Genomic DNA, 18,957 nt, shown 5'->3' with positions numbered 1-18,957 from the left:
TTGGACATACATATGCGTGATTTCGTCGAACTTCCGGGCGCATCGGGCGCCGCCTACCGCTTCCGCTCCTGGCCGGAAGGGGACAATCATACCCCTATGGCGGGCAACTTCGCGGTGCTGCTGTTCGATGGCGCCACCCCGACCATCGTCGCCCTGGGCGTGACCGGCAATCTTTCGCGCGCCAGGCATCTCGCCCAGGCCAAGCTGGCCGAATCCTCCGGTGGGCTGTTCACGCGGCTCAACGTCTCGCGCACTACCCGCACCGAGGAACACGAGGACCTGATCGCCGGCCATCCGGCCGCCGCCCCCATCCTGGACGACGTCTGAGGAGGCCTGGCCGCGCGTCGCCAAGGCGCTAGCGGCTCGTCGGTTCATTTTGCATCCAAAATATTGACGCATTGCATTCGTCCGCGTTAGTCGGTCAGGATCGCTCGGTCTGAGGGCGACTGAACGAGGTGCGTCGAAATGCTGCCCATCAAGATCCTGGTTCCGACGGGGCAGCTGGGCGCCGGGGCGCGGGCCGAGGAGATCGCCTACGGGATCGCCCAGGGCGCGCACGCCATCGCCACCGACGCCGGCTCGACCGACAGCGGCGCGGCCTACCTGGCGCTTGGGATCTCCAAGAACAGCCGCGGGGCGGTGAAGCGCGACCTGACCCTGTTGATGAAGGCCGGAGCCGCGGCCGGAATTCCGCTCATCATCGGAACCAGCGGCCAGGCGGGCGCCGACCAGAACGTCGACTGGACCGCCGAGATCGTCATCGAGGTGGCCGGCGAACTCGGCCTGACTCCGCGCATCGCCCTGCTCTATTCCGAGCAGGACAAGGCGAACCTCAAGACCAGGAACGCCGCCGGCAAGATCACCCCGCTCGCGCCGCTCGGCCCGCTGGACGACGCGACCATCGACGCCTGCGACCGCATCGTCGCGGCCATGGGCCCCGAGCCCTACATGGCTGCGCTGCAGGCCGGCGCCGACATCATCCTGGGCGGCCGCACCACCGACACCGCCGTACTGGCCTGTTTTCCCCTGCTGCATGGCGCGCCGGCAGGACCGTCCTGGCACGCGGCCAAGATCGCCGAGTGCGGCGCCCAATGCACGGCGGTGCGCACCAATGGCGCCGGCGTGCTGATCAGCATCGACACGGACGGCTTCGAGGTCGAGCCACTAAACGTGGACAACTGGTGCACCCCCGAGAGCGTCTCGGCGCACATGCTCTACGAGAACAGCGACCCGTTCCGGCTGACCGAGCCCGGCGGCGTGCTCGACGTCACTGAGGCGCTCTACACCTCGGTCTCGAAGCGGGCAGTGAAGGTCACGGGCTCCATCTGGGAGCCGCGTCCCTACACCATGAAGCTGGAGGGCGCGGCGGGCCGGCGCTTCCAGACCGTCATGCTGATCGGCATCCAGGACCCGGCCGTGTTGGCCAACCTCGATGAGTTTCACGACAAGCTTCTGCATTCGCTCAACCAGCGGGTCCGCCGGACCATTGGCGAGGCCGCCGGCGACTTCCACATCTCGCTGCGGATCTACGGCTGGAACGCGGTCTCGGGCGACACGCCGCCGGCCGGAACTCCGCCGCCCCGAGAAGTCGGCGTGCTTTTCGTCGCCACAGCACACACCCAGGAGATGGCCTCGCAGATCGCCAAGGCCTGCAACCCCTACTTCTTCCACTTCCCGCTGTTCCCGGACAAGGAACTGCCCAGCTACGCCTTTCCGTTCTCGCCCGCCGACATCGACCGCGGGCCGGTGTTCGAGTTCCTGCTCAACCACGTGGTCGAAGTAGGCGACCCGCTGGAGCTGGTCCGCACCGCCTGGATCGATCTTCGAGAGGCAGCCTGATGGCCCGGGTCAGCGACGTCTGCCGCGATGTGCGCTCGAAGAACGCCGGACCGTTCTGGGTGACGATCGACCTGTTCTTCGATGGTCCGGAGTCGTTCGCCCGGTACAGCGAGAGCCCGGCGCTGGGCCCCGACCTGATCGCTCGGCTCTACGGGGCCGATCCGGCCCTGGTGAAGCGCTTCCCAGCGCCGAGCCTCAACATGCTCAAGATCTCCTATCCGCGCGTGACGCCACAGGGCGGCATGATCGAGCGTGACCTCCACGCCGGCCAGCAATATGTGCGACTGCTCGAGGTTGAGCTGGACCCGACGTGATCGGGCCGCGCGCGCAGCTAGCGGTAGGTCGCGATCGCACGGATGCGGGCCGGGGTGCGCAGGACATGCGCAGACATCAGCGCCTGGGCGCCCTCGCCGTCGCCCTTGGCGATCAGCTCCACCAGCGCTTCGTGGTCGGCCTGCGACTGCACGATGTGCGGCGGGGTCGTGGTCGGCAGCTGGCGGGCGCGCGGCGCCACATGCGCTGCGACGGTCGGCGAAACCCGCACCGGGTCGCCGAACACCGGATAGAGCAGCGTCATCCGCATGGCATGGCGCAGGACCACGTTGTGCGTCGCGTAGTGGATCATGCGGTGGAAGGTCCAGTTGGACTGGTACCAGTCGTATTCAAGCTCCGCCGACCAGTCGCCGCGGTCGACGATCACCCGCCCTTGGCGCACCACCTCGGCCAGGCGTTTGAGATCCTGTTCCGCCCAGCCGTGCTCAACCGAGAGACGGCAGGCCAGGCCCTCGACCGAGGCGCGCACCTCGATGGCGTCGAAGATATCGGCCAGGGTCACCGCCCGGACGGTGTAGCCGCGGTTCTCGCTGTAGACGACCAGGCCCTCGGCCGCGAGCACCGCCAGCGCGCTGCGGATCGGCGTGCGCGAGACTTCCAGCCGGGTGGCCAGGCCCTCGGCGCGCAGGCGGGCGCCGGGCTCGATCTGGCCGGTGACGATCATCTCGCGCAGCCGGGTCAGGACCGTATGGGTCGACGGCTCGGCGCTCGGGGGTTCGGCGAACGCCTCGACCCGCTCCTTCTGTCTGCCCGTCATCGACGTCCTGGTCTCCGAGATTCTTCGCGCCGGCGCACGGTGAGCGATCGCGACGCCGGGCGCCAGTCTGGCGGCGTGCCCTTCCCTCGAAATTCATCGGCCGGCGATCGCCCGGCGGAGGCCCGCCTTTGATCGCCGCCCCCCTGCTCGATCCGGCCCTTGTCGGCCTGCTGATGGTCGTGACCTTCATGACCCTGATCATGACTAAGAGGCTGTCGGCGATCGCCGCGCTGCTGATCGTGCCGATCCTGTTCGGACTGATCGCCGGGGCCGGCCCCGGGCTCGGGGACATGATGATCAAGGGCGTGCTGCAAGTCGCGCCGACCGCCCTGATGCTGGCCTTCGCGGTCCTCTACTTCGCCATCATGATGGACGCCGGACTGTTCGATCCGCTGGTGCGCAAGGTGCTGACCAGCGTCGGCGACGACCCGGTGCGGGTCACCCTAGGCACCGCCACCCTGGCGACCGCGGTGTCGCTGGACGGCGACGGCACGACCACGGCGCTGATCGTCATCACTGCGATGCTGCCCGTCTACCGGCGGCTCGGCATGAACCCGCTGATCCTCGCCACCATCCTGGCCCTCTGCAGTTCGCTGATGAACTTCACGCCCTGGGGCGGCCCCTCGGCGAGGGCCGCCAGCGCCGTGCATGCCGATCTTAGGGACGTCCTCTTTCCCCTGCTGCCGGCGGTGATCGTCGCGCTCGCCACGGTCTTCATCCTGGCTCTGGTGTTCGGCCGCTCCGAGCGTCGCCGCCTGGCGCTCACCCCGACGCCATCCGAGATCGCGCAGGAGGCGGCCGCCTACGCGCCGGACGCCGACGACGCGCCCGGCGCGCGCAGACCGAAGCTCTTCTGGTTTAACCTCGCCCTGACTGTCAGTCTGGTGCTCGGCATGATCCTAGGCCTTGCGCCGCTGCTGGCGCTGATGATGGGCGCCTTCGCCATCGCCGTGAGCGTGAACTATCCGGGGCTGAAGGAGCAGCGGGCCCGCATCGCCGCGCACGCCGATAGCGTGGTCAATGTGGTGGTGCTGATCTTCGCGGCCGGCGCCTTCACCGGCATCCTGAACGGCGCCGGGCTTGCCGACGCCATGGCCAGCGCGGCGCTCTCGGTCATTCCGCCGAACGTCGGACCGCTGCTGGCGCCGATCACGGGCCTGACCAGCATGCCGCTGTCGTTCGTGATGTCGAACGACGCCTACTATTTCGGCGTGGTTCCGGTGATCGCCAGCACCGCAGCCAACTTCGGGATCTCGCCGACCGAGATCGCCAGGGCCTCGCTGATCGGCCAGCCCGTGCACTCGCTCAGCCCGCTGCTGGCGCCGATCTATCTGGCTTGCGGGCTGCTGGGCGTCGATGTCGCCGACGCCCAGCGCTTCGCCCTGAAGTGGGCGGTGCTGATCTGCCTGGTGCTGCTGGGCGTCGCGATGCTCAGCGGCGCGATCCCGCTCGTGGCCTAGCTGGCCGCCGGCTGCAGCTTGTCGGCGGTCTTGGTCTCGAAGTCGCTGGCCTCGTGACGCTCATGCAGCTGGGTCGAGAGCTCGCCCCAGGTGCGGTTGACCATGCGGCCGCGCTTTACGGCCGGCCGCTCAGCGATCATGTCGGCCCAGCGGTTCACGTTCTTGTACTCGTGCACCGCCAGGAACTCGCCGGCGTCGTAGAGCACGCCCTTCGCCAGGCCGCCGTACCAGGGCCAGATCGCGATGTCAGCCACGGTGTACTCGTCACCGGCGATGTACTCGCGCTCGGCCAGCTGCCGGTCCAGCACGTCCAGTTGCCGCTTGGTCTCCATCGCAAAACGGTCGATGGCGTACTCGTTCTTCATCGGCGCATAGGCGTAGAAGTGGCCAAAGCCGCCGCCCAGATAGGGCGCGCTGCCCATCTGCCAGAAGAGCCAGGACATGGTCTCGGCCCGCTTGGCCGGATCGGTCGGCAGCAGCGCCCCGAATTTTTCGGCCAGATGGACCAGGATCGCCCCAGACTCGAAGACCCGGATTGGCTCGGGTCCGCTGCGGTCGACCAGGGCCGGGATCTTTGAATTGGGATTTGCCGCCACGAAGCCGCTGCCGAACTGGTCACCGGTTCCGATATTGATCAGCCAGGCGTCGTACTCCGCGCCGCGGTGACCTAGCGCCAGCAGCTCCTCCAGCATCACGGTCGCCTTCACCCCGTTGGGCGTCGCCAGCGAGTAGAGCTGCAGCGGATGGCGGCCGACCGGCAGTTCCTTGTCGTGGGTCGGACCGGCGATCGGCCGGTTGATGTTGGCGAAGCGCCCGCCGTTTTCCTTGTTCCAGGCCCAGACCTTCGGCGGCGTGTAGTCGGCGGTCATACGATGAAGCTCCAAAGGCGACGGGCGATCCGCGCCCGGATGTGGGTATGTGGGGGCTCGCCCGGCGCTTGGCGAGCCGCCCCTGCTCGACCTAGTCGTCGAAGTCAGCGCTCCGCCGCGGCTGCCGCGGCTGCCGCGGCCATCAGTTTGGCGAACGAGCCGTTGCGGATCATCTCGCGGCGCTCCTCAAGGCCGCGATGCAGCTCCACCAGGGTCTTGGCCGCGTGTTCATTCTTCTGGATCGCGGTCCAATAGGCGGCGACATTGGCGTTGGCCGGGATCGGATTGTCGACGCCGACGCCCGGCAGCACGTTCTCGACCAGGAACAGCGCCGGCACGAGGGCGCAGTCAGCCATGGTCAGGCGACCGCAACAGGCGAAGCCGTCCTTGCCGATCATCCTGTCCAGCGCCTTGATGTTGCGCACGACCTGGCCGCCCAGCAAGTCGACGACGCCTTGATTGCGCGTGTCGGCGCGCTGCTGGCTCGAGAGCATGAACATGTTGTTCATGATGTAGATGTCGCCGATGCGGGCGATGGTGCGGATGTGGGCGGTCTCGCGCGGATTGGCGCCGAGCAGCGACGGCTCGGGATAGACCGCCTCCAGATACTCCGCGATCACCTCGGACTCCGGCATCATGTCGCCGTCGATATCGAGCACCGGGATGCGGCCGATCGGAAACTGCTCACGAAACTTCGGCATGCCGAAGCCGGCGGGAAGTTCGATGGCGATGTCGGTAATGCCCTTGGCGTAGATCTGCATGCGCACGCGGGCCGAGTACGGGCTCAGGTCCCCGGAATACAACTTCATCATGGTCGGGCGCTCCTCCGCGCAGCTTCTTGGCTTTTCTCCACCTTCCATGATTTCGGAGCGATTCCTACCCAAGGCTGGCGCCCCGCGGGCAGATAATCTGGACGCCTGAGAAGAAATGCTCGGCTTTACATCGGGGTCGCTCCCGATCGACGCGCATCGGATAATGCGCGCTCATAATACAAGTAAAAACAACTCGTTATTCCGACAACGTCACGGGCAGTAGCGTCGCCCTCCAATCTCAGGAGAGCCTAAGTGACCCAGCCGTCGACACGCCGTTTGAAACTCGGGGCGATCCTTGCCGGGGTGGGCACCGACCATACCAGCTGGCGCGATCCGGACCTGGCTGGCGACGCTTCGATCGACATCAACTGGTACATCGATAACGCGCGTCTGGCGGAGGCCGCCAAGTTCGACCTGGTCTTCATCGTCGACAGCCCGTTCATCACGCCCGACACCGCCCCGCACTTCCTGAACCGGCTGGAGCCGCTGACCCTGCTCTCGGCCCTGGCGGTCACGACCTCCAAGATCGGGCTCGTCGGCACCCTCACGACCTCCTACTGGGAGCCGTACAACGTCGCGCGCCAGTTCGGGTCGCTGGACCACATCAGCGGCGGCCGCGCCGGCTGGAACGTCGTGACCACCGGTCTGGAAGGCGCCTCACGCAACTATGGCCGCGAGGAGCACTACGAGCACGGCGAGCGCTACGAGCGCGCCGGCGAGTTCGTCGATGTCGTGCAGGGCCTGTGGGACAGCTATGAGGACGACGCGTTCCCGCGTGACAAGGGCGCTGGCGTCTTCCTGGACAAGACCAAGCAGCACGCCCTCGACCACAAGGGAAAGTTCTATTCCGTCGCCGGGCCGCTCGCCCTTTCCCGCTCGCCCCAAGGCCAGCCGGTGATCTTCCAGGCCGGCGTCAGCGGCGCGGGCCGCGACCTGGGCGCGCGGATCGCCGAGGGCGTGTTCGCCGGCGTCGACACCTTCGAGGAGGGTCAGGAATACTACGCCGACCTCAAGGCCCGCGCCGTCGAGCTCGGGCGCAATCCCGATCACATCAGCGTCCTGCCCGGCCTCGCCCCGATCATCGCCGACACCGACGAAGAAGCCCGGGCGCTGGCGCAGGCGCAGCTCGGCGGACGCGAGATCGACAAGCTGCTCGTCGAACTTGGCCGCGCCTTCAACTATCACGACTTCCGGCAATACCCGCTGGACGGCCCGTTCCCGGACGTCAGCAACCTCAGCCTCAACAGCTACAAGGGACGGGCCGAGCGCATCGTGCGCATCGCGACGGCGGAAAACCTCACGCTACGGGAGACGGCCGAGCGGTTCGCAGGCTGGAAGTCCGACTTCGTCGGCTCGCCCCAGACCATCGCCGACGAGATCGAGCGCTGGTTCGAGGGGCGCGCCTGCGACGGCTTCATCCTGCGGGTGACCAGGCCCGGCGACTTCGCCCGTTTCCGCGAAGAGGTCGTTCCGCTGCTGCAGGCCAAGGGTCTGTTCCGGACCGAATATGAGCACGACACTTTGCGCGGCCACCTCGGCCTGCCCGCCCCCGCGCATCGATGGCAGGATGCCCGGGCCCTGGCGGCGGAGTAGCTGCGGCTGTTGTCGGTCCGCGGCCGCACCGCGGACCGACCAATGTGGCCGTTGTCGCCTGCGGTCATGCTTTCTCAGACGACAGGCGGCGCCCCGACGACGTTGCGCAGATAGGCCGGCCGCTCGGACAGTCGCCGGTGATAGGCCTCGATGACCGGCAGCGAGGGGCGCGCGATCGGCAGCGTGAACCATCGATTGATGATCATGCCGAGCGGGATATCGCCGACCGTGAGGCTGTCTCCAGCAACATAGGGCCTGCGTTCGAGCGTAATCGCCAGGCGCTTCAGGACCGACTCGGAAGCCTGGATATGGCCTTCGATCTCCGCCTGCGTCGTAGCCGGGCTGGGATGCAGCACCAGCTTGCCGAACAGCGGGTTGATCGCGGGGATCGCGGTGGTGGTGGTCCAATCCATCCAGCGGTCGGCGTCGGCGCGGCGCTGCAGGTCGTCAGGCCACAGGCTCCCCTCGCCGTACTTGGCGGCGAGATACCGAACAATGGCGTTGGACTCCCACAGCACGAAGCCGTCGGGCTCTTCCAGGGTCGGGACCAGCCCGTTCGGGTTCTTGTCCAGATAGGCCTGATCCCCGACGACGCCGAAACTGCGCCCGGCGTCGATCTGCTCATAGGGAACGCCCAGTTCCTCCAGCGCCCAGAACACCTTCTGCGCGCTCGACGAGCTGCGCCGCGACCAGATCTTGGTAAGCGCGGTCATCAGGCCAGCTCCGGGATCTTGGCGGCGGCCAAGCCCAAGGCGGTACGGAACGCCTCAGCTCCTTCCGCCTGCGAGTAGATCGGCGCGTCGGTGCCGAACAGCAGCCGGTCGGGTCCGAAGACTTCTACGGCGAAGCCGATGGCTCTGGCTCCCAGCGAACCGGTGTCCACCAGGATCCGGCGCAAGCTTCCATCCCAACTGGGCCGGTCCGGGAAGAGCCGGTGCTCGGTATGCGCCCACCGCCCCTGATAGTAGGCCAGCGCTCCGCCCAGATTGGCCACCTGCACCACGACGTCAGGATAGGGATCGAGAAGATCGGAGAACTCGAGCGTGATCGCCGCCTCGGTCAGGCCGTTCTGGATGCCGGTCACGCCTTCGCGCAGCCGCTCCAGGGGCGTGGCCGGACCGGGCTTGGTCGGCGCATCCGGCAAAGGACCAGGATGGACGAAGATGTGCGCCTTGCGAGCCTGCGCAGCGGCCAGCAGGACGGCGAACCGCGCGCCTGCCTCCGGCGTCAGAAAGGCGTCCACCGGCAAGATCGCGCCGATATGGCCCAGTTCGTCGATGGCGTGCGCCAGGACGCGGGCCGCCAGATCGGGATCGTGCAGCGGAACCGAGGCCAGAGCGCGGAAGCGCGTCGGATGGGTCGCGACGATCCGCGAGAGGCCAAGATTGGTGCGGCTCACCAGATCACCGACGGCGTCCCGCGGCGCGGTGTCGATGCCCATCATCCCGGGCACCGAAAGCACCTGGACGTCGATCCCGGCGGCGTCGAGTTCTTCCAACCTCAAGTCCGGCGAGAACAGGCTGGGCGCTGACGACAGCGCCTGAGCATTCTTGCGGGTCACCAATCCACGCCCGCCACCGTTGGCCGGAGCGACCAGCGGAGGAAGATCGCGCGCCTCCAGCGCCTCGACCAGTTCGGTCGGGAGGATGTGAGCGTGCCAATCGGTCAATTTGGTCATGCGGCCTCGCTATAGCGCGAAAGGCGATCGAGGCCGGCGGCCAGGTCGCGTATCAGGTCGTCGGGGCTCTCGAGCCCGACGTGCAGGCGCAGGACCACGCCGTCCGGCAGTTGGCCGGTGGTGCGCTGCAGGGCCTCGCGCTTGATCAGGCTCTCATAACCGCCCCAGCTCGCGCCCATGCCGAAGAGCTCGAGACCATCCATGAAGGCGTCGATCGCCGGCTTGGGGAAGTCCTTCAGAACGATGGAGAACAGGCCAGAGGCGCCAGTGAAATCGCGCTTCCAGATCGTATGACCGGGGAAGCTCGACAGGGCCGGATGCAGGACCTGGGCGACCTCGCGCCGGCCCTGCAGCCACTCGGCCACCTGGACGCCGTTCTCGAAGTGCCGCTGCAGGCGAACATCGAGCGTGCGCAGCCCGCGCAGGCCCAGATAGGCGTCGTCGCCGCCCGCGGTGTAGCCGAGTTGGCGGACCACGGTCCGGGTCGGGATGTAGAGCTCCCTGGTGGTCGTGATCAGACCCAGCATCGCGTCGGAATGGCCGACGATGTACTTGGTCGCCGCCTGGATCGAGATGTCGACGCCGTGCTCGAACGGCTTGAAGTAGAGCGGCGTGGCCCAGGTGTTGTCGAGGATGACGATGGCGCCGGCCTTGTGCGCGGCCCCGGCGATCGCCGGCACGTCCTGGATCTCGAAGGTCTGGGAGCCGGGCGACTCCACATAGACGACCTTGGTGTTGGGACGGATCAGCGCGGCGATCCCCGCCCCGATCGTCGGGTCGTAATAGGTCACCTCGATCCCGGCGCGCTTAAGCACCAGGTCGCAGAACTTGCGGGTGTTCCAGTAGCAGCTATCGACGATCAGCGCGTGATCGCCCGCCTCCAGCGAGGCCAGCAGCGCCCCGGAGATCGCGGCAAGGCCGGAGGGCGCGATCAGGCCGCGGAAGCCGCCTTCCAGTTCGGCCACTGCGTCTTCCAACGCCTGGGTGGTCGGATTGCCCAGCCGGCCGTAAGGGATGACGTGGTCGGCCGGATCGGCCATCCGCCGTCCGAAGTCTTCCTGTTCGGCGACGCTCTCCCACACGAAGGTCGAGGCCCGGTAGACTGGGGTGTTCACCGCACCGGCATGGAGCGCCGGATTGCGCCCTACCCGGGTCAGCCGCGTGGCCTCCCCGAGCGTCGAATTGTCCCTATGTTTCGCACTCATCGGCGTACGCCTTCACTCAAAGCATCTTGTCCAGGAACCGCCGGGTCTCGGCGGTCGCGGGCTGTTGGAAAATCTTGGCGGGGGAGCCGGACTCGACGATCTTGCCGTCGACCAGCACATGGATGCTGTCGCCGATCTCGCGCGCAAACCGCAGCTCGTGGGTGACGATGATGCAGGTCATGCCGGCGGCGGCGACGTCGCGGATGGTCTGCAGGACCTCCTTGACCATTTCAGGATCTAGGGCCGCCGTGACCTCGTCGAACATCATCACCTCGGGCTGCATCGCCAGGCTGCGAGCGATCGCGACCCGCTGCTGCTGGCCGCCCGAGAGCTCGGCCGGATAGGCGTTGGCCTTGTGGCCAAGCCGCACGCGTTCAAGCAGCGCCTGCGCCCTCTCCAGCGCCTGCGTACGGGGCAGCCGCAAGGCCACGGTGGGGCCCAGCAGGATGTTCTCCAGCACCGTCAGGTGCGGGAAGAGATTGTAGCTCTGGAACACGACCCCGACCCGGCGGCGCAGCGCCACCACGTCGGCGCCGCGCGCGGCGACATCGACGCCGCCGACCACCACCGATCCGGCGTCCACGGGCGCCAAGGCGTTGATGCAGCGCAGAAGCGTCGACTTGCCCGAACCGGACGGCCCGATCAGGCACGCAATCTCGCCCGGCTCGACATCGAGGTCGACGCTGTCGAGCACCTGGACATCTCCGAAGCGCTTGGAGACGCCCCGGATCTTGATCGCGGGATCGGTAGCGGCGGCGAGAGCAAGACTCATGAGTCCCTCCATCGGCGTTCAAGTCGCCGGGACACGAGCGCCGCCGGCTGGATGGTCAGAAAGAAGAGCCCCATCGCGTAGGCGTAGGCCCAGAAGGCGACGTCCTGGCGTGTCTCGGAGGCGATCAGGTCCTGGACCGCCATCAGCAGTTCTTCGACGCCGACCACGCTGCCGAGCGAGGTGGCGAGCATCACCGTGCAGAGCATGTTGATCCACGGCGGGGTCATGCGGCGCAGGGCGATGGGCAGGATGACCCGCGTCAGCGTCTGCCAGCGGCCCAGGCCGAGAGACGCTGCCGCCTCCCATTGCGCGGTGGCGACCGAGGCGACGCCCCCACGGACGATCTCGGCGACGTAGCCGCAGGCCGGCAGCGCCAGGCCGAAGATCGTCTTGGCCCAGCCCGGGACCGGCACGTACTTGCCGCCGACCTGGATCTCGAAGGGCGTCAGGTACATCACGAAGAATATGACCGCGAGCCAGGGCAGGTTGCGGAGCCCAAGCGTCAGCCAAAGGGCCGGGCGCGCCAGCGCCGGGCGACTGGTCAGCAGCAGGCCAAGAGCGCCGCCCGCGAGGGTGGCGATGATCATCGCCGCCGTTCCCATGCCGAGGTTGGCGCCGTAGGCGTGGACCAGGTGCGGGGTCCAGCGCAACAGCAGGGCCAGGATGCCGGACTCATCGGGACGCCAGCCCGCATTCAGAACCAGCCCGGCGGTCAGGATGACTCCGACGCCTCCGGTCCCAACGGCCACCAGACGGAGATCGAGGCGCTCAGCGGACATTGGCGAACCCGGGGACGGCGATGCGTCGTTCGACCGATCGCAGCAGCACGGTCAGCCCGCCCGCCAGGCCGAGGAACAGGATGAACAGAGCCGCCATGGTCTCGGGCGCATTGGCGTTGTCGGCCCAGATGCGGTTGGCGGCGTAGAGCAGCTCAGGCACGGCGATGGCGTAGGCCACCGTCGTGGTCTTCAGGACCTGGACGGCGATGTTGCCGATCGCGGGGAACGCCACCCGAACGCCCAGGGGAAGGATCACTCGGACAAACTGCTGGCGCGTCGTCAGACCGAGCGAGGCCGCGGCTTCGCGCAACGGTCCCGACACCGTGTCGATGGCCCCTCGCAGGGCGTCGGCGCAGAGCGCGCCGTAGTGCAAGGCCAAGGCGGCGGCGGCGTAGAGGAACGGGGCTGCCCCTCCCCCGCCGTTTCCGATCCCGAGCAGGGAGCCGACGCCGAAATAGAGGATATAGAGCTGCGCCAGCACGGGCGTCGCGCGCACCACGGCGACATAGCCGCCGACTAGACGCGCGGCGAGGCCGTTCAGCCGCCCGAGCCAGACCGCCAGCACCCCCACCGCCAGCGCGCCTGGGATCGCCACCGCCGCGAGCAGGAGGGTCTGGCCAAGGCCGGTGACCAGACGGGCGCGGTCGGCGCGGTCCCAGACGAAGCTGAGGTTCACGCCTCGGGCGGTCAGCCAGGAACGCAGGCCGTCGCCAGGCGCGCTGGCGGCCTGCGCCGGCTGGCCAAGGCCGTGGGCGAAGGGGTTGGCCTTCAGGCCCCAGCGGCGCTCGAGCTCAAGCACCAGGCCCGAGGCGTGCCAGCCCGTGACGATGGTCGACAGCGCCGCCTTGAACTCGGGCTCGCCCTTGCGCACCGCAATGCCCCAGGCGAAGGCGTCCTGGGGCGGCAGCGCGGATTCAAAGCCTGGCGCAACGCCGCTTGCGACCATCGAGTCGGCGATCACGTCGTCCATCATCAGGCCGCTGCAGAGCCCCTTCAGGGCCGCCAGCTTGGATTCCTGCGTGGTCGGATAGGAGGCGAAACGGATGCCGTAACGCTCTTCATAGGGGCGCACCCAGGCCGAGGTCGCCGGCGCGCAGACCGTTCGGCCGCGCAGGTCCGACCAGGTCTTCAGGCCATGGCCATGCGGGGCGAGCAGCGCCGCCCGCGAGGCGTAGAAACCGGGCTCGACGAAATCGACCACCTTGCGCCGGGCCGGGGTGTCGAGGAACGCCGCGAGCAGCACGTCGCAGCGCCCCTGGTTGAGGAACTCGATCCGGTTCATCGGCGTGATCCGGACGATTTCGAGCTTCAACGGCTTGCCGAGCTTGGCCGAGAGCTTGTCGTTCAGATCCACCACGAGGGAGGGCAGGAAACCCTGCATCTCGCCGGTTGGAGACAGGAAGGCCACGGGTTTCACGTCGCTGGACGTGCAGACCCGCAGCTCCCCACGCGCGGCCATCCGCTCCAGCGCGCCCGCGGACGCGCTGGAAGCCGACAGTAGCGCCGCAGCGCCGACCGCCAGGGCGACGAGGCGCTGCATCCACATCAGGCGGCGAGCCGGAAGACCAGCGGACGGCCGGCGGCGTAGAGCGCCTTGGCGACCGCCAGGGCCTGCTCCTCATCGCCAACGACAACCACCGGCGCGGTCGTGGGAGCGTCGGCGTCGTTCAAGAGTTCGGTGACGTTGCCCGCATCGGCCTGCAGCGCGAATGGGCCGGAAAGAACGGGCGCGCCCGAGGACACCAGGATCGCGCGGCCGGCGGCGACATCGTCGGCCGCCTCGTCCAGGGTTGCGACCGCCAGCGGCGGCTGGAAGGCGCCGGAGGTCCGGAGCTTGTAGGTCTTGCTCTCGGGGCTGTCGAAGGCCGGGAGGCTGTAGCCGGGCGCGTCCACCGCGTGGCCATAGGCGTGCAGGTGAAGCACGGGCTCGTCGCTGACGACCTCGATCGTGTGGTACTGGCCGGTTTCCACCACCCCGATCTGGCCGGGCCCGACCGGGATCTCCTCGCGCAGCCGAAGCTCGGCTTCGCCGTCGATCGAGCCGTCGTCGACCCGATCATAGATGACGTTGTGCTCGACCCCGCCGGACACGCCGGCGACCAACGCCCAGGAGGCGTGGGTATGGGGCGGATTGATTCTGCCGGTGTAGCCCAGCGACATGTAGAGCGCGCCACGCTGGTCGGCGAATTCCACCAGCCGGAACAGGCCGCCGGGGGTCCCGGGGGCCCGCGGGAACGCCTTCACCGGGAACAGATCCTGCTGCGCGGCAAGCTCGGTGAGCAGGGGCTTGATGGCCGACAGGCGCTCGGCTTCGGGCTGTCCGGACAGCTCGATTTCATGAAGCCTGTTCGCAACTTCCAGATAGCGCTGTGCGCGAGAACTCAGGCTGACCGTCATGACTTGATCTCCAAGCCCTCCAAGCAGGGCTATTTACGACCCGATCAATAGGAATTTCACTGCGCCTTTAGCAATAGGGGATAGGTAATTCACATCTAATAGAAATTCTAATTCCGATAGAAATTATCTTGTTTCGAACTTTTCGCCCGCCTCGCCGTAGGGGGGAACCCGAAAAGCGCCGCCATAGGGCGCAGGTGCGCGACGGGAGATTCCAGTTCGGATCCCGCCGCTTTGTTCGGGGGTACTCCAAATGTCTGATACCAATTCGCGCCGTTTCCGGCGCTTCGCCCTGCTGGTCGCGACCTCGGTCAGCGCGCTGAGCGCAGGCCTTGCTCATGCCGATGACGCGGGGGCGCTGGACGAAGTCGTCGTGGTCGGATCGCGCCGCGCCGAGCAGACTGCGCTGACTGCGGTCGCGCCTGTCGACGTGTTCACGGCCGAGCGCCTGGCCGCCACCGGCCAGACCGATCTGAACGGAGTGCTGCAATCGCTCGCGCCCTCGTTCACCTTCCCGCGCGTCTCCGGCAATGACGCCACCGCGGCCTACCGCCCCGCGACCCTGCGCGGGCTCTCCCCGGACCAGACCCTGGTGCTGGTGAATGGCAAGCGCTGGCACCGCACCGCCCAGGTGAACATCAAGCCGACCAACGGCCGGGGCTCAAACCCCGTCGACCTCAACACCATCCCGCTCAGCGCCATCAAGCGCATCGAAGTGCTGCGCGACGGGGCCTCGGCCCAATACGGCTCGGACGCCATCGCCGGGGTCATCAACATCGTCCTCAACGACACGCCCGAAGGCGGGTTCGGATCGGTTCTGTATGGCAAGCGTGACGCGGGCGACGGGCAGACCGGCGATTTCAACGGAACCGTCGGCATCCCTCTGGCCAATGACGGTTTCGTCCGGCTGAGCGGCCAATACGTGCTGCGCGACCGCACCAACCGCGCCGGCCCCGACACCCGGGCCCAGTATTTCCCTGGCGACCCGCGCGAGGCGACCATCAACCGCTACACCCATCGGCTGGGCGATCCGAAGCAGGCGCAGCTCAACCTGTTCCTCAACAGCGAGGCGCCGCTCTCCGACAGCCTGACCTTCTATGCGTTCGGCAACTTCCAGGACCAGAAGGTCGGCTCACAGGGCAACTACCGCCGCGCCAATGACAACAACAATTTGCGCGCGTTCTATCCGGACGGCTTCCTGCCCGGCCTGGACATCCTGGGGCAGGACTATTCCTTCCAGGGCGGCCTGCGCCATGAGGGCTCGATCTTCGGCGACGTCGATCTGTCAGCCAGCTACGCGCGCAACACCATCGACTTCGAGGTCTTCAATAGCGTCAACGCCACGCTCGGGACTGCCAGCCCCACGGAGTTCGACGCCGGCGGGCTGCAGAACGAAGAAGGCGGCGTCAATCTGGATACGGTCCGCGACTTCGCCGTCGGCGGCCTGGCCTCTCCGCTGACCTTCGCGGCGGGCCTCGGCTATCGCTGGGAGAAATATACGGTCCGCGCCGGCGAACCGAACTCCTATCGCAACGGCGGCGTGCCGGTGCTGGACGGACCCAACGCCGGCCAGGCGACGACGCCCGGATCGCAGGGCTTCCCCGGCTTCCAACCGAGCGACGCCGGCTCGCTCGATCGCAACGCCTGGAGCGCCTACACCAGCCTTGAGGCGGATCTGACCAGCCGCCTGCAGACCAACCTGGCCTTCCGCTACGAGGACTATTCGGACTTCGGCTCGAAGGCGACGGGCAAGATCAGCGGCCGCTATGAGCTGGCCGACTGGCTGGCGGTGCGCGCCACCGCCAGCACCGGCTTCCGCGCCCCGACCCTTGGCCAGCAACGCTATGCGACCACCGAGACCACCTTCGTCACGGTCGGCACGCCGCCGGTCCGCCTGGCCGCGGACATCAAGCAGCTGCCGGTCGGCGCGCCCGCCGCGGTCGCGCTTGGCGCGACTCCGCTCAGGGCTGAAACCTCGGTCAACTACAGCGCCGGCCTGGTCCTGACGCCCGCCAGCGGTTTCGACCTCTCCGTCGACTACTACCGGATCGACATCGACGACCGCATCGTGCTGAGCGAGAACCTGCTCGGCCCAGCCGTCCAGGCGATCCTCATCGCCAACGGCTTTGGCGGGGCGGCCGGCGCGCGCTACTTCACCAACGGCGTCGACACCCGCACGCAGGGCGTCGACGTGGTCGCCAACTACGCCCACGACTGGGGCCAGGCTGGCTCGACCCAGTTCCAGGCCGCCTTCAACTGGGGCGAAACCGAGGTGCAAGCCGTGCGCCGCGGCACGGTGGGCAGCCTGACCCTGATCGGACGCCAGGCCATCGGCCTCATCGAGAAGGGCCTTCCCGAAACCAAGGTCGTGCTCAGCGCCGATCACACCTGGAACAGCTTCACGACCTCGATGAGAGGCGTGCGCTATGGAACCTACAGCTACACCGACAACGCCAATCCGACTCTCGATCAGGAGTTCGGGGAGCAGTGGGTGGTGGATTTGGACGTCGCCTACAAGGTCAACGATCATCTGACCCTGGCGGTCGGCGCCAACAACCTGTTCGACACCTATCCCGATCAGTTCGACAATCCGACGGTCTCGACGAACGGGCTCTTCCCCTACTCGTCGCTCGCCCCGGACGGCTTCAGCGGCGCCTACTACTACGTGCGCGCCCGCGCCAACTTCTAGGCTCCAAGCCGGGGCGCGGATTTCCCGCGCTCCGGCCCCTGCCGCCCACAGACCTTCAACTGACTCCCGTCATCCAGGCCGTTTCCCTGCCGTTGAATGACGCGTGCAGCGTAGTTCGACGACGGTGCCGGAATCGCCCGTCGTCCACACCGCGGCCCCCAGATCGGCCGCAAGCGTATTGACGATACGAAGTCCCAGGCCTTCGGCCCGCGAGCCCGCCATGCCGCATCCGTTGTCGCTCACCTGGAGAACAAGCCCGGAGAGGCCGTTCCGCGCAGTGACCCTGACACTGCCCCGCCGCGCGTCCGGGAAGGCGTGCTTGACTGCATTCGTGACCAGCTCGTTGATGATCAGGCCGAAGCTCAAAGCTTCCTCTGCCGTCGCCTCCGCGGGCTCGCAGTCGATCTCGATCCGCACTCGGTCGCCGTCCAGCAGGCTGGACGACAGGCGCTCGACCAGTCCGCTCAGGTATGGCTTCAGCTGGATCCAGTCGTGCGCCGCCTGCTGATACAGCATCGTGTGCAGCTCACTGATGGAGCTGATGCGGTCCACCGCCTTGGTCAGCGCATCGGCGACCTCCGGCCTTTCGGCTTTCGCCTGCAAGGCCAGCAGGGACGCTGCGATGGCCAGGTTGTTCTTCACGCGGTGGTTCAGATCGAGAAAGAGCTCGGCCTGTCGCTCGGCGGCTCGGTGTCGCTCCGTGACATCAATGAAGAACTGCCCGAACTGCAGTTCGGACAGCCGCATCATGTGGACGTCGTACCAGCGGCCGCCCTCCTCATCCCAGAACTCGAACTGGACGGTCTTGCCCGAGAGCGCGCGCCCGCACGCCTTCATCCAAAGGGGATCGGTGGTCGGCCTCGCCTCCAATTGGCGCCGCCCGATGATGGCCTCGGCCCCCGGCACGCGCCCCAGGAACACCGGGTTGGCCTCGCGGATCCAATAGTCCACCAGGCGCCCGTCTTCCCCGAGGATCGCCTCACAGACCACGAAACCCTCGGACATGTTGTCGAAGACCGCGCGATAGCGGTCTTCGATGATTGACCGGTCGGAGGGGCCGTCCGTCACGCGCTGCCTCACGCCTCGCCGCTGTGGTTGCACTTCTAGTATGCGCCACTGCTGCGGAGCGGTTCAACTTTGAACACAGGAGGCCGGATCTTTGCCGCGCAACGACGCGCGTTCAGTCGCCTAAGCCGGCGGACCTGGCCCGCCTTGTCAATTTGGCCCGTATATCGTCGTCGAAGGCCGGATCTCGTCTCGGAAGGCCAGGTCTTCCTTGGAGAATGCGAGATCCGTGTCTGCTACTCGACGGCGTCGAGGTATTCGACTTCCGGACGGCCGCCCATGCAGGGGCCCATCTTGGCGCCGGCAGCCTTGAAGTAGTCGGTGCCGCCGTGAGCCTTCAGGGAGTCCTCGTCCTTGTAGAGCTCCAGCACCTTGTAGACCGTCGGGTCGGTGCGGCTCTTGGTCAGCTGATAGGCCAGGTTGCCCGGCTCATTGGCGCGGACCTGCTTGGCGAGGTCGATGAAGATCGCCTCGAATTCCGCCTGCTTGCCGTCCTGGACCTTCAAGGTCGCGACCACGCCGATCATGCCGTTCCTCCCAACGATTGTTTGAAATCGAGCCTAGAGGCGCCGCCACGCCCCGGCAAGCCGCCCGTTTCACCGGCAGGAATTCACGACGCACTTTCCAGCAAGCCGCCGATGTCCCGACATGCGGCTTGCGGAATCGACCCGATGGCGGCGGGCGACCGCGCATGCCCCGATGGCGCCGCAGG

General features: G+C 67.4%; 18 protein-coding genes. 6 read left to right on the top strand and 12 right to left on the bottom strand.

The features are described from left to right. Positions 1 to 12 precede the first annotated feature (12 nt). The 3 genes from AC1DQJ_RS17360 to AC1DQJ_RS17350 all read left to right on the top strand — a co-directional run bounded on the left by AC1DQJ_RS17360 (position 13) and on the right by AC1DQJ_RS17350 (position 2,153). Positions 13 to 327: a hypothetical protein gene (locus AC1DQJ_RS17360; RefSeq protein ID WP_477605550.1), complete on the top strand. Its 315-nt coding sequence runs from the start codon at positions 13 to 15 to the stop codon at positions 325 to 327. Between the two features lie 138 nt (positions 328 to 465). Beyond that, positions 466 to 1,839: an acyclic terpene utilization AtuA family protein gene (locus AC1DQJ_RS17355; RefSeq protein ID WP_477605548.1), complete on the top strand. Its 1,374-nt coding sequence runs from the start codon at positions 466 to 468 to the stop codon at positions 1,837 to 1,839. Then, complete coding sequence (locus tag AC1DQJ_RS17350) at positions 1,839 to 2,153, top strand: DUF4387 domain-containing protein (protein ID WP_477605546.1); 315 nt, start codon at positions 1,839 to 1,841, stop codon at positions 2,151 to 2,153. The genes AC1DQJ_RS17355 and AC1DQJ_RS17350 overlap by 1 nt, the downstream gene beginning before the upstream one ends. A 17-nt stretch (positions 2,154 to 2,170) precedes the next feature. On the opposite strand, the gene AC1DQJ_RS17345 is transcribed toward AC1DQJ_RS17350, so the two are convergent. Next, a complete protein-coding gene (locus AC1DQJ_RS17345) occupies positions 2,171 to 2,929 on the bottom strand; it encodes a GntR family transcriptional regulator (RefSeq protein WP_477605544.1) in 759 nt (252 codons plus the stop codon). A gap of 128 nt (positions 2,930 to 3,057) precedes the next feature. On the opposite strand from AC1DQJ_RS17345, the gene AC1DQJ_RS17340 reads away from it, so the two are divergent. After that, on the top strand, positions 3,058 to 4,389 hold the full coding sequence (locus AC1DQJ_RS17340) for a CitMHS family transporter (RefSeq protein WP_477605542.1): 1,332 nt from the start codon (positions 3,058 to 3,060) through the stop codon (positions 4,387 to 4,389). Here AC1DQJ_RS17340 and yghU read toward each other — a convergent pair. Both yghU and AC1DQJ_RS17330 read right to left on the bottom strand, forming a co-directional pair. Then, a complete protein-coding gene (gene yghU / locus AC1DQJ_RS17335) occupies positions 4,386 to 5,258 on the bottom strand; it encodes a glutathione-dependent disulfide-bond oxidoreductase (protein WP_477605540.1) in 873 nt (290 codons plus the stop codon). The two genes, AC1DQJ_RS17340 and yghU, sit on opposite strands and share 4 nt — an antisense overlap. 104 nt (positions 5,259 to 5,362) lie before the next feature. Continuing rightward, complete coding sequence (locus AC1DQJ_RS17330) at positions 5,363 to 6,070, bottom strand: glutathione S-transferase family protein (RefSeq protein WP_477605538.1); 708 nt, start codon at positions 6,068 to 6,070, stop codon at positions 5,363 to 5,365. 252 nt (positions 6,071 to 6,322) lie between these two features. Here AC1DQJ_RS17330 and AC1DQJ_RS17325 point away from each other — a divergent pair, with 252 nt between their 5' ends. Next, positions 6,323 to 7,663, top strand: a complete 1,341-nt coding sequence (locus AC1DQJ_RS17325; protein ID WP_477605536.1) for an LLM class flavin-dependent oxidoreductase — start codon at positions 6,323 to 6,325, stop codon at positions 7,661 to 7,663. Positions 7,664 to 7,737: 74 nt separating this feature from the next. Here AC1DQJ_RS17325 and AC1DQJ_RS17320 read toward each other — a convergent pair whose 3' ends face one another. Genes AC1DQJ_RS17320 through AC1DQJ_RS17290 form a run of 7 tightly spaced genes read right to left on the bottom strand, consistent with a single transcriptional unit; the run spans position 7,738 to position 14,494 of the window. Then, complete coding sequence (locus AC1DQJ_RS17320; RefSeq protein ID WP_477605534.1) at positions 7,738 to 8,376, bottom strand: glutathione S-transferase family protein; 639 nt, start codon at positions 8,374 to 8,376, stop codon at positions 7,738 to 7,740. Next, a complete protein-coding gene (locus AC1DQJ_RS17315; protein ID WP_477605532.1) occupies positions 8,376 to 9,341 on the bottom strand; it encodes an amidohydrolase family protein in 966 nt (321 codons plus the stop codon). The genes AC1DQJ_RS17320 and AC1DQJ_RS17315 overlap by 1 nt, the downstream gene beginning before the upstream one ends. Further along, positions 9,338 to 10,546, bottom strand: coding sequence for a cystathionine beta-lyase (gene metC / locus AC1DQJ_RS17310; protein ID WP_477605530.1), 1,209 nt, complete (start codon positions 10,544 to 10,546; stop codon positions 9,338 to 9,340). Before metC ends, AC1DQJ_RS17315 begins: the two co-directional genes overlap by 4 nt. A gap of 16 nt (positions 10,547 to 10,562) precedes the next feature. Next, complete coding sequence (locus AC1DQJ_RS17305) at positions 10,563 to 11,318, bottom strand: amino acid ABC transporter ATP-binding protein (RefSeq protein ID WP_477605528.1); 756 nt, start codon at positions 11,316 to 11,318, stop codon at positions 10,563 to 10,565. After that, positions 11,315 to 12,097 (bottom strand): ABC transporter permease subunit, encoded by a 783-nt coding sequence (locus AC1DQJ_RS17300; RefSeq protein WP_477605527.1) that lies wholly within the window; start codon positions 12,095 to 12,097, stop codon positions 11,315 to 11,317. Before AC1DQJ_RS17300 ends, AC1DQJ_RS17305 begins: the two co-directional genes overlap by 4 nt. After that, a complete protein-coding gene (locus AC1DQJ_RS17295; RefSeq protein WP_477605526.1) occupies positions 12,087 to 13,643 on the bottom strand; it encodes a transporter substrate-binding domain-containing protein in 1,557 nt (518 codons plus the stop codon). The genes AC1DQJ_RS17300 and AC1DQJ_RS17295 overlap by 11 nt, the downstream gene beginning before the upstream one ends. Continuing rightward, positions 13,643 to 14,494, bottom strand: coding sequence for a hypothetical protein (locus AC1DQJ_RS17290; protein ID WP_477605524.1), 852 nt, complete (start codon positions 14,492 to 14,494; stop codon positions 13,643 to 13,645). Before AC1DQJ_RS17290 ends, AC1DQJ_RS17295 begins: the two co-directional genes overlap by 1 nt. Before the next feature lie 250 nt (positions 14,495 to 14,744). Here AC1DQJ_RS17290 and AC1DQJ_RS17285 point away from each other — a divergent pair, with 250 nt between their 5' ends. Then, entirely contained in the window at positions 14,745 to 17,180 is a 2,436-nt protein-coding gene (locus AC1DQJ_RS17285; protein WP_477605522.1) for a TonB-dependent receptor plug domain-containing protein, read from the top strand. Positions 17,181 to 17,249: 69 nt separating this feature from the next. Here AC1DQJ_RS17285 and AC1DQJ_RS17280 read toward each other — a convergent pair whose 3' ends face one another. Together AC1DQJ_RS17280 and AC1DQJ_RS17275 are read right to left on the bottom strand one after the other, a co-directional pair. Continuing rightward, positions 17,250 to 18,248, bottom strand: a complete 999-nt coding sequence (locus AC1DQJ_RS17280; RefSeq protein WP_477605520.1) for a sensor histidine kinase — start codon at positions 18,246 to 18,248, stop codon at positions 17,250 to 17,252. Positions 18,249 to 18,481: 233 nt separating this feature from the next. Further along, positions 18,482 to 18,772 carry a putative quinol monooxygenase gene (locus AC1DQJ_RS17275; protein ID WP_477605518.1) on the bottom strand — a complete coding sequence of 97 codons (291 nt, stop codon included), beginning with the start codon at positions 18,770 to 18,772 and terminating at the stop codon, positions 18,482 to 18,484. Between the last annotated feature and the right edge of the window lie 185 nt (positions 18,773 to 18,957).

The organism is Phenylobacterium sp. P4_E10, assembly GCF_056401675.1.
Note: the sequence above shows the minus strand (reverse complement) of the source record. Positions and strands in the feature narration are given on the sequence as shown.

Coding starts and splice junctions, on each gene's coding strand:
- AC1DQJ_RS17275 (WP_477605518.1), bottom strand. CDS start 18,772: ATGATCGGCGTGGTCGCGACCTTGAAGGTCCAGGACGGCAAGCAGGCG.
- metC (WP_477605530.1), bottom strand. CDS start 10,546: ATGAGTGCGAAACATAGGGACAATTCGACGCTCGGGGAGGCCACGCGG.
- AC1DQJ_RS17295 (WP_477605526.1), bottom strand. CDS start 13,643: ATGTGGATGCAGCGCCTCGTCGCCCTGGCGGTCGGCGCTGCGGCGCTA.
- AC1DQJ_RS17355 (WP_477605548.1), top strand. CDS start 466: ATGCTGCCCATCAAGATCCTGGTTCCGACGGGGCAGCTGGGCGCCGGG.
- AC1DQJ_RS17290 (WP_477605524.1), bottom strand. CDS start 14,494: ATGACGGTCAGCCTGAGTTCTCGCGCACAGCGCTATCTGGAAGTTGCG.
- AC1DQJ_RS17305 (WP_477605528.1), bottom strand. CDS start 11,318: ATGAGTCTTGCTCTCGCCGCCGCTACCGATCCCGCGATCAAGATCCGG.
- AC1DQJ_RS17330 (WP_477605538.1), bottom strand. CDS start 6,070: ATGATGAAGTTGTATTCCGGGGACCTGAGCCCGTACTCGGCCCGCGTG.
- AC1DQJ_RS17350 (WP_477605546.1), top strand. CDS start 1,839: ATGGCCCGGGTCAGCGACGTCTGCCGCGATGTGCGCTCGAAGAACGCC.
- AC1DQJ_RS17345 (WP_477605544.1), bottom strand. CDS start 2,929: ATGACGGGCAGACAGAAGGAGCGGGTCGAGGCGTTCGCCGAACCCCCG.
- yghU (WP_477605540.1), bottom strand. CDS start 5,258: ATGACCGCCGACTACACGCCGCCGAAGGTCTGGGCCTGGAACAAGGAA.
- AC1DQJ_RS17300 (WP_477605527.1), bottom strand. CDS start 12,097: ATGTCCGCTGAGCGCCTCGATCTCCGTCTGGTGGCCGTTGGGACCGGA.
- AC1DQJ_RS17360 (WP_477605550.1), top strand. CDS start 13: ATGCGTGATTTCGTCGAACTTCCGGGCGCATCGGGCGCCGCCTACCGC.
- AC1DQJ_RS17320 (WP_477605534.1), bottom strand. CDS start 8,376: ATGACCGCGCTTACCAAGATCTGGTCGCGGCGCAGCTCGTCGAGCGCG.
- AC1DQJ_RS17315 (WP_477605532.1), bottom strand. CDS start 9,341: ATGACCAAATTGACCGATTGGCACGCTCACATCCTCCCGACCGAACTG.
- AC1DQJ_RS17285 (WP_477605522.1), top strand. CDS start 14,745: ATGTCTGATACCAATTCGCGCCGTTTCCGGCGCTTCGCCCTGCTGGTC.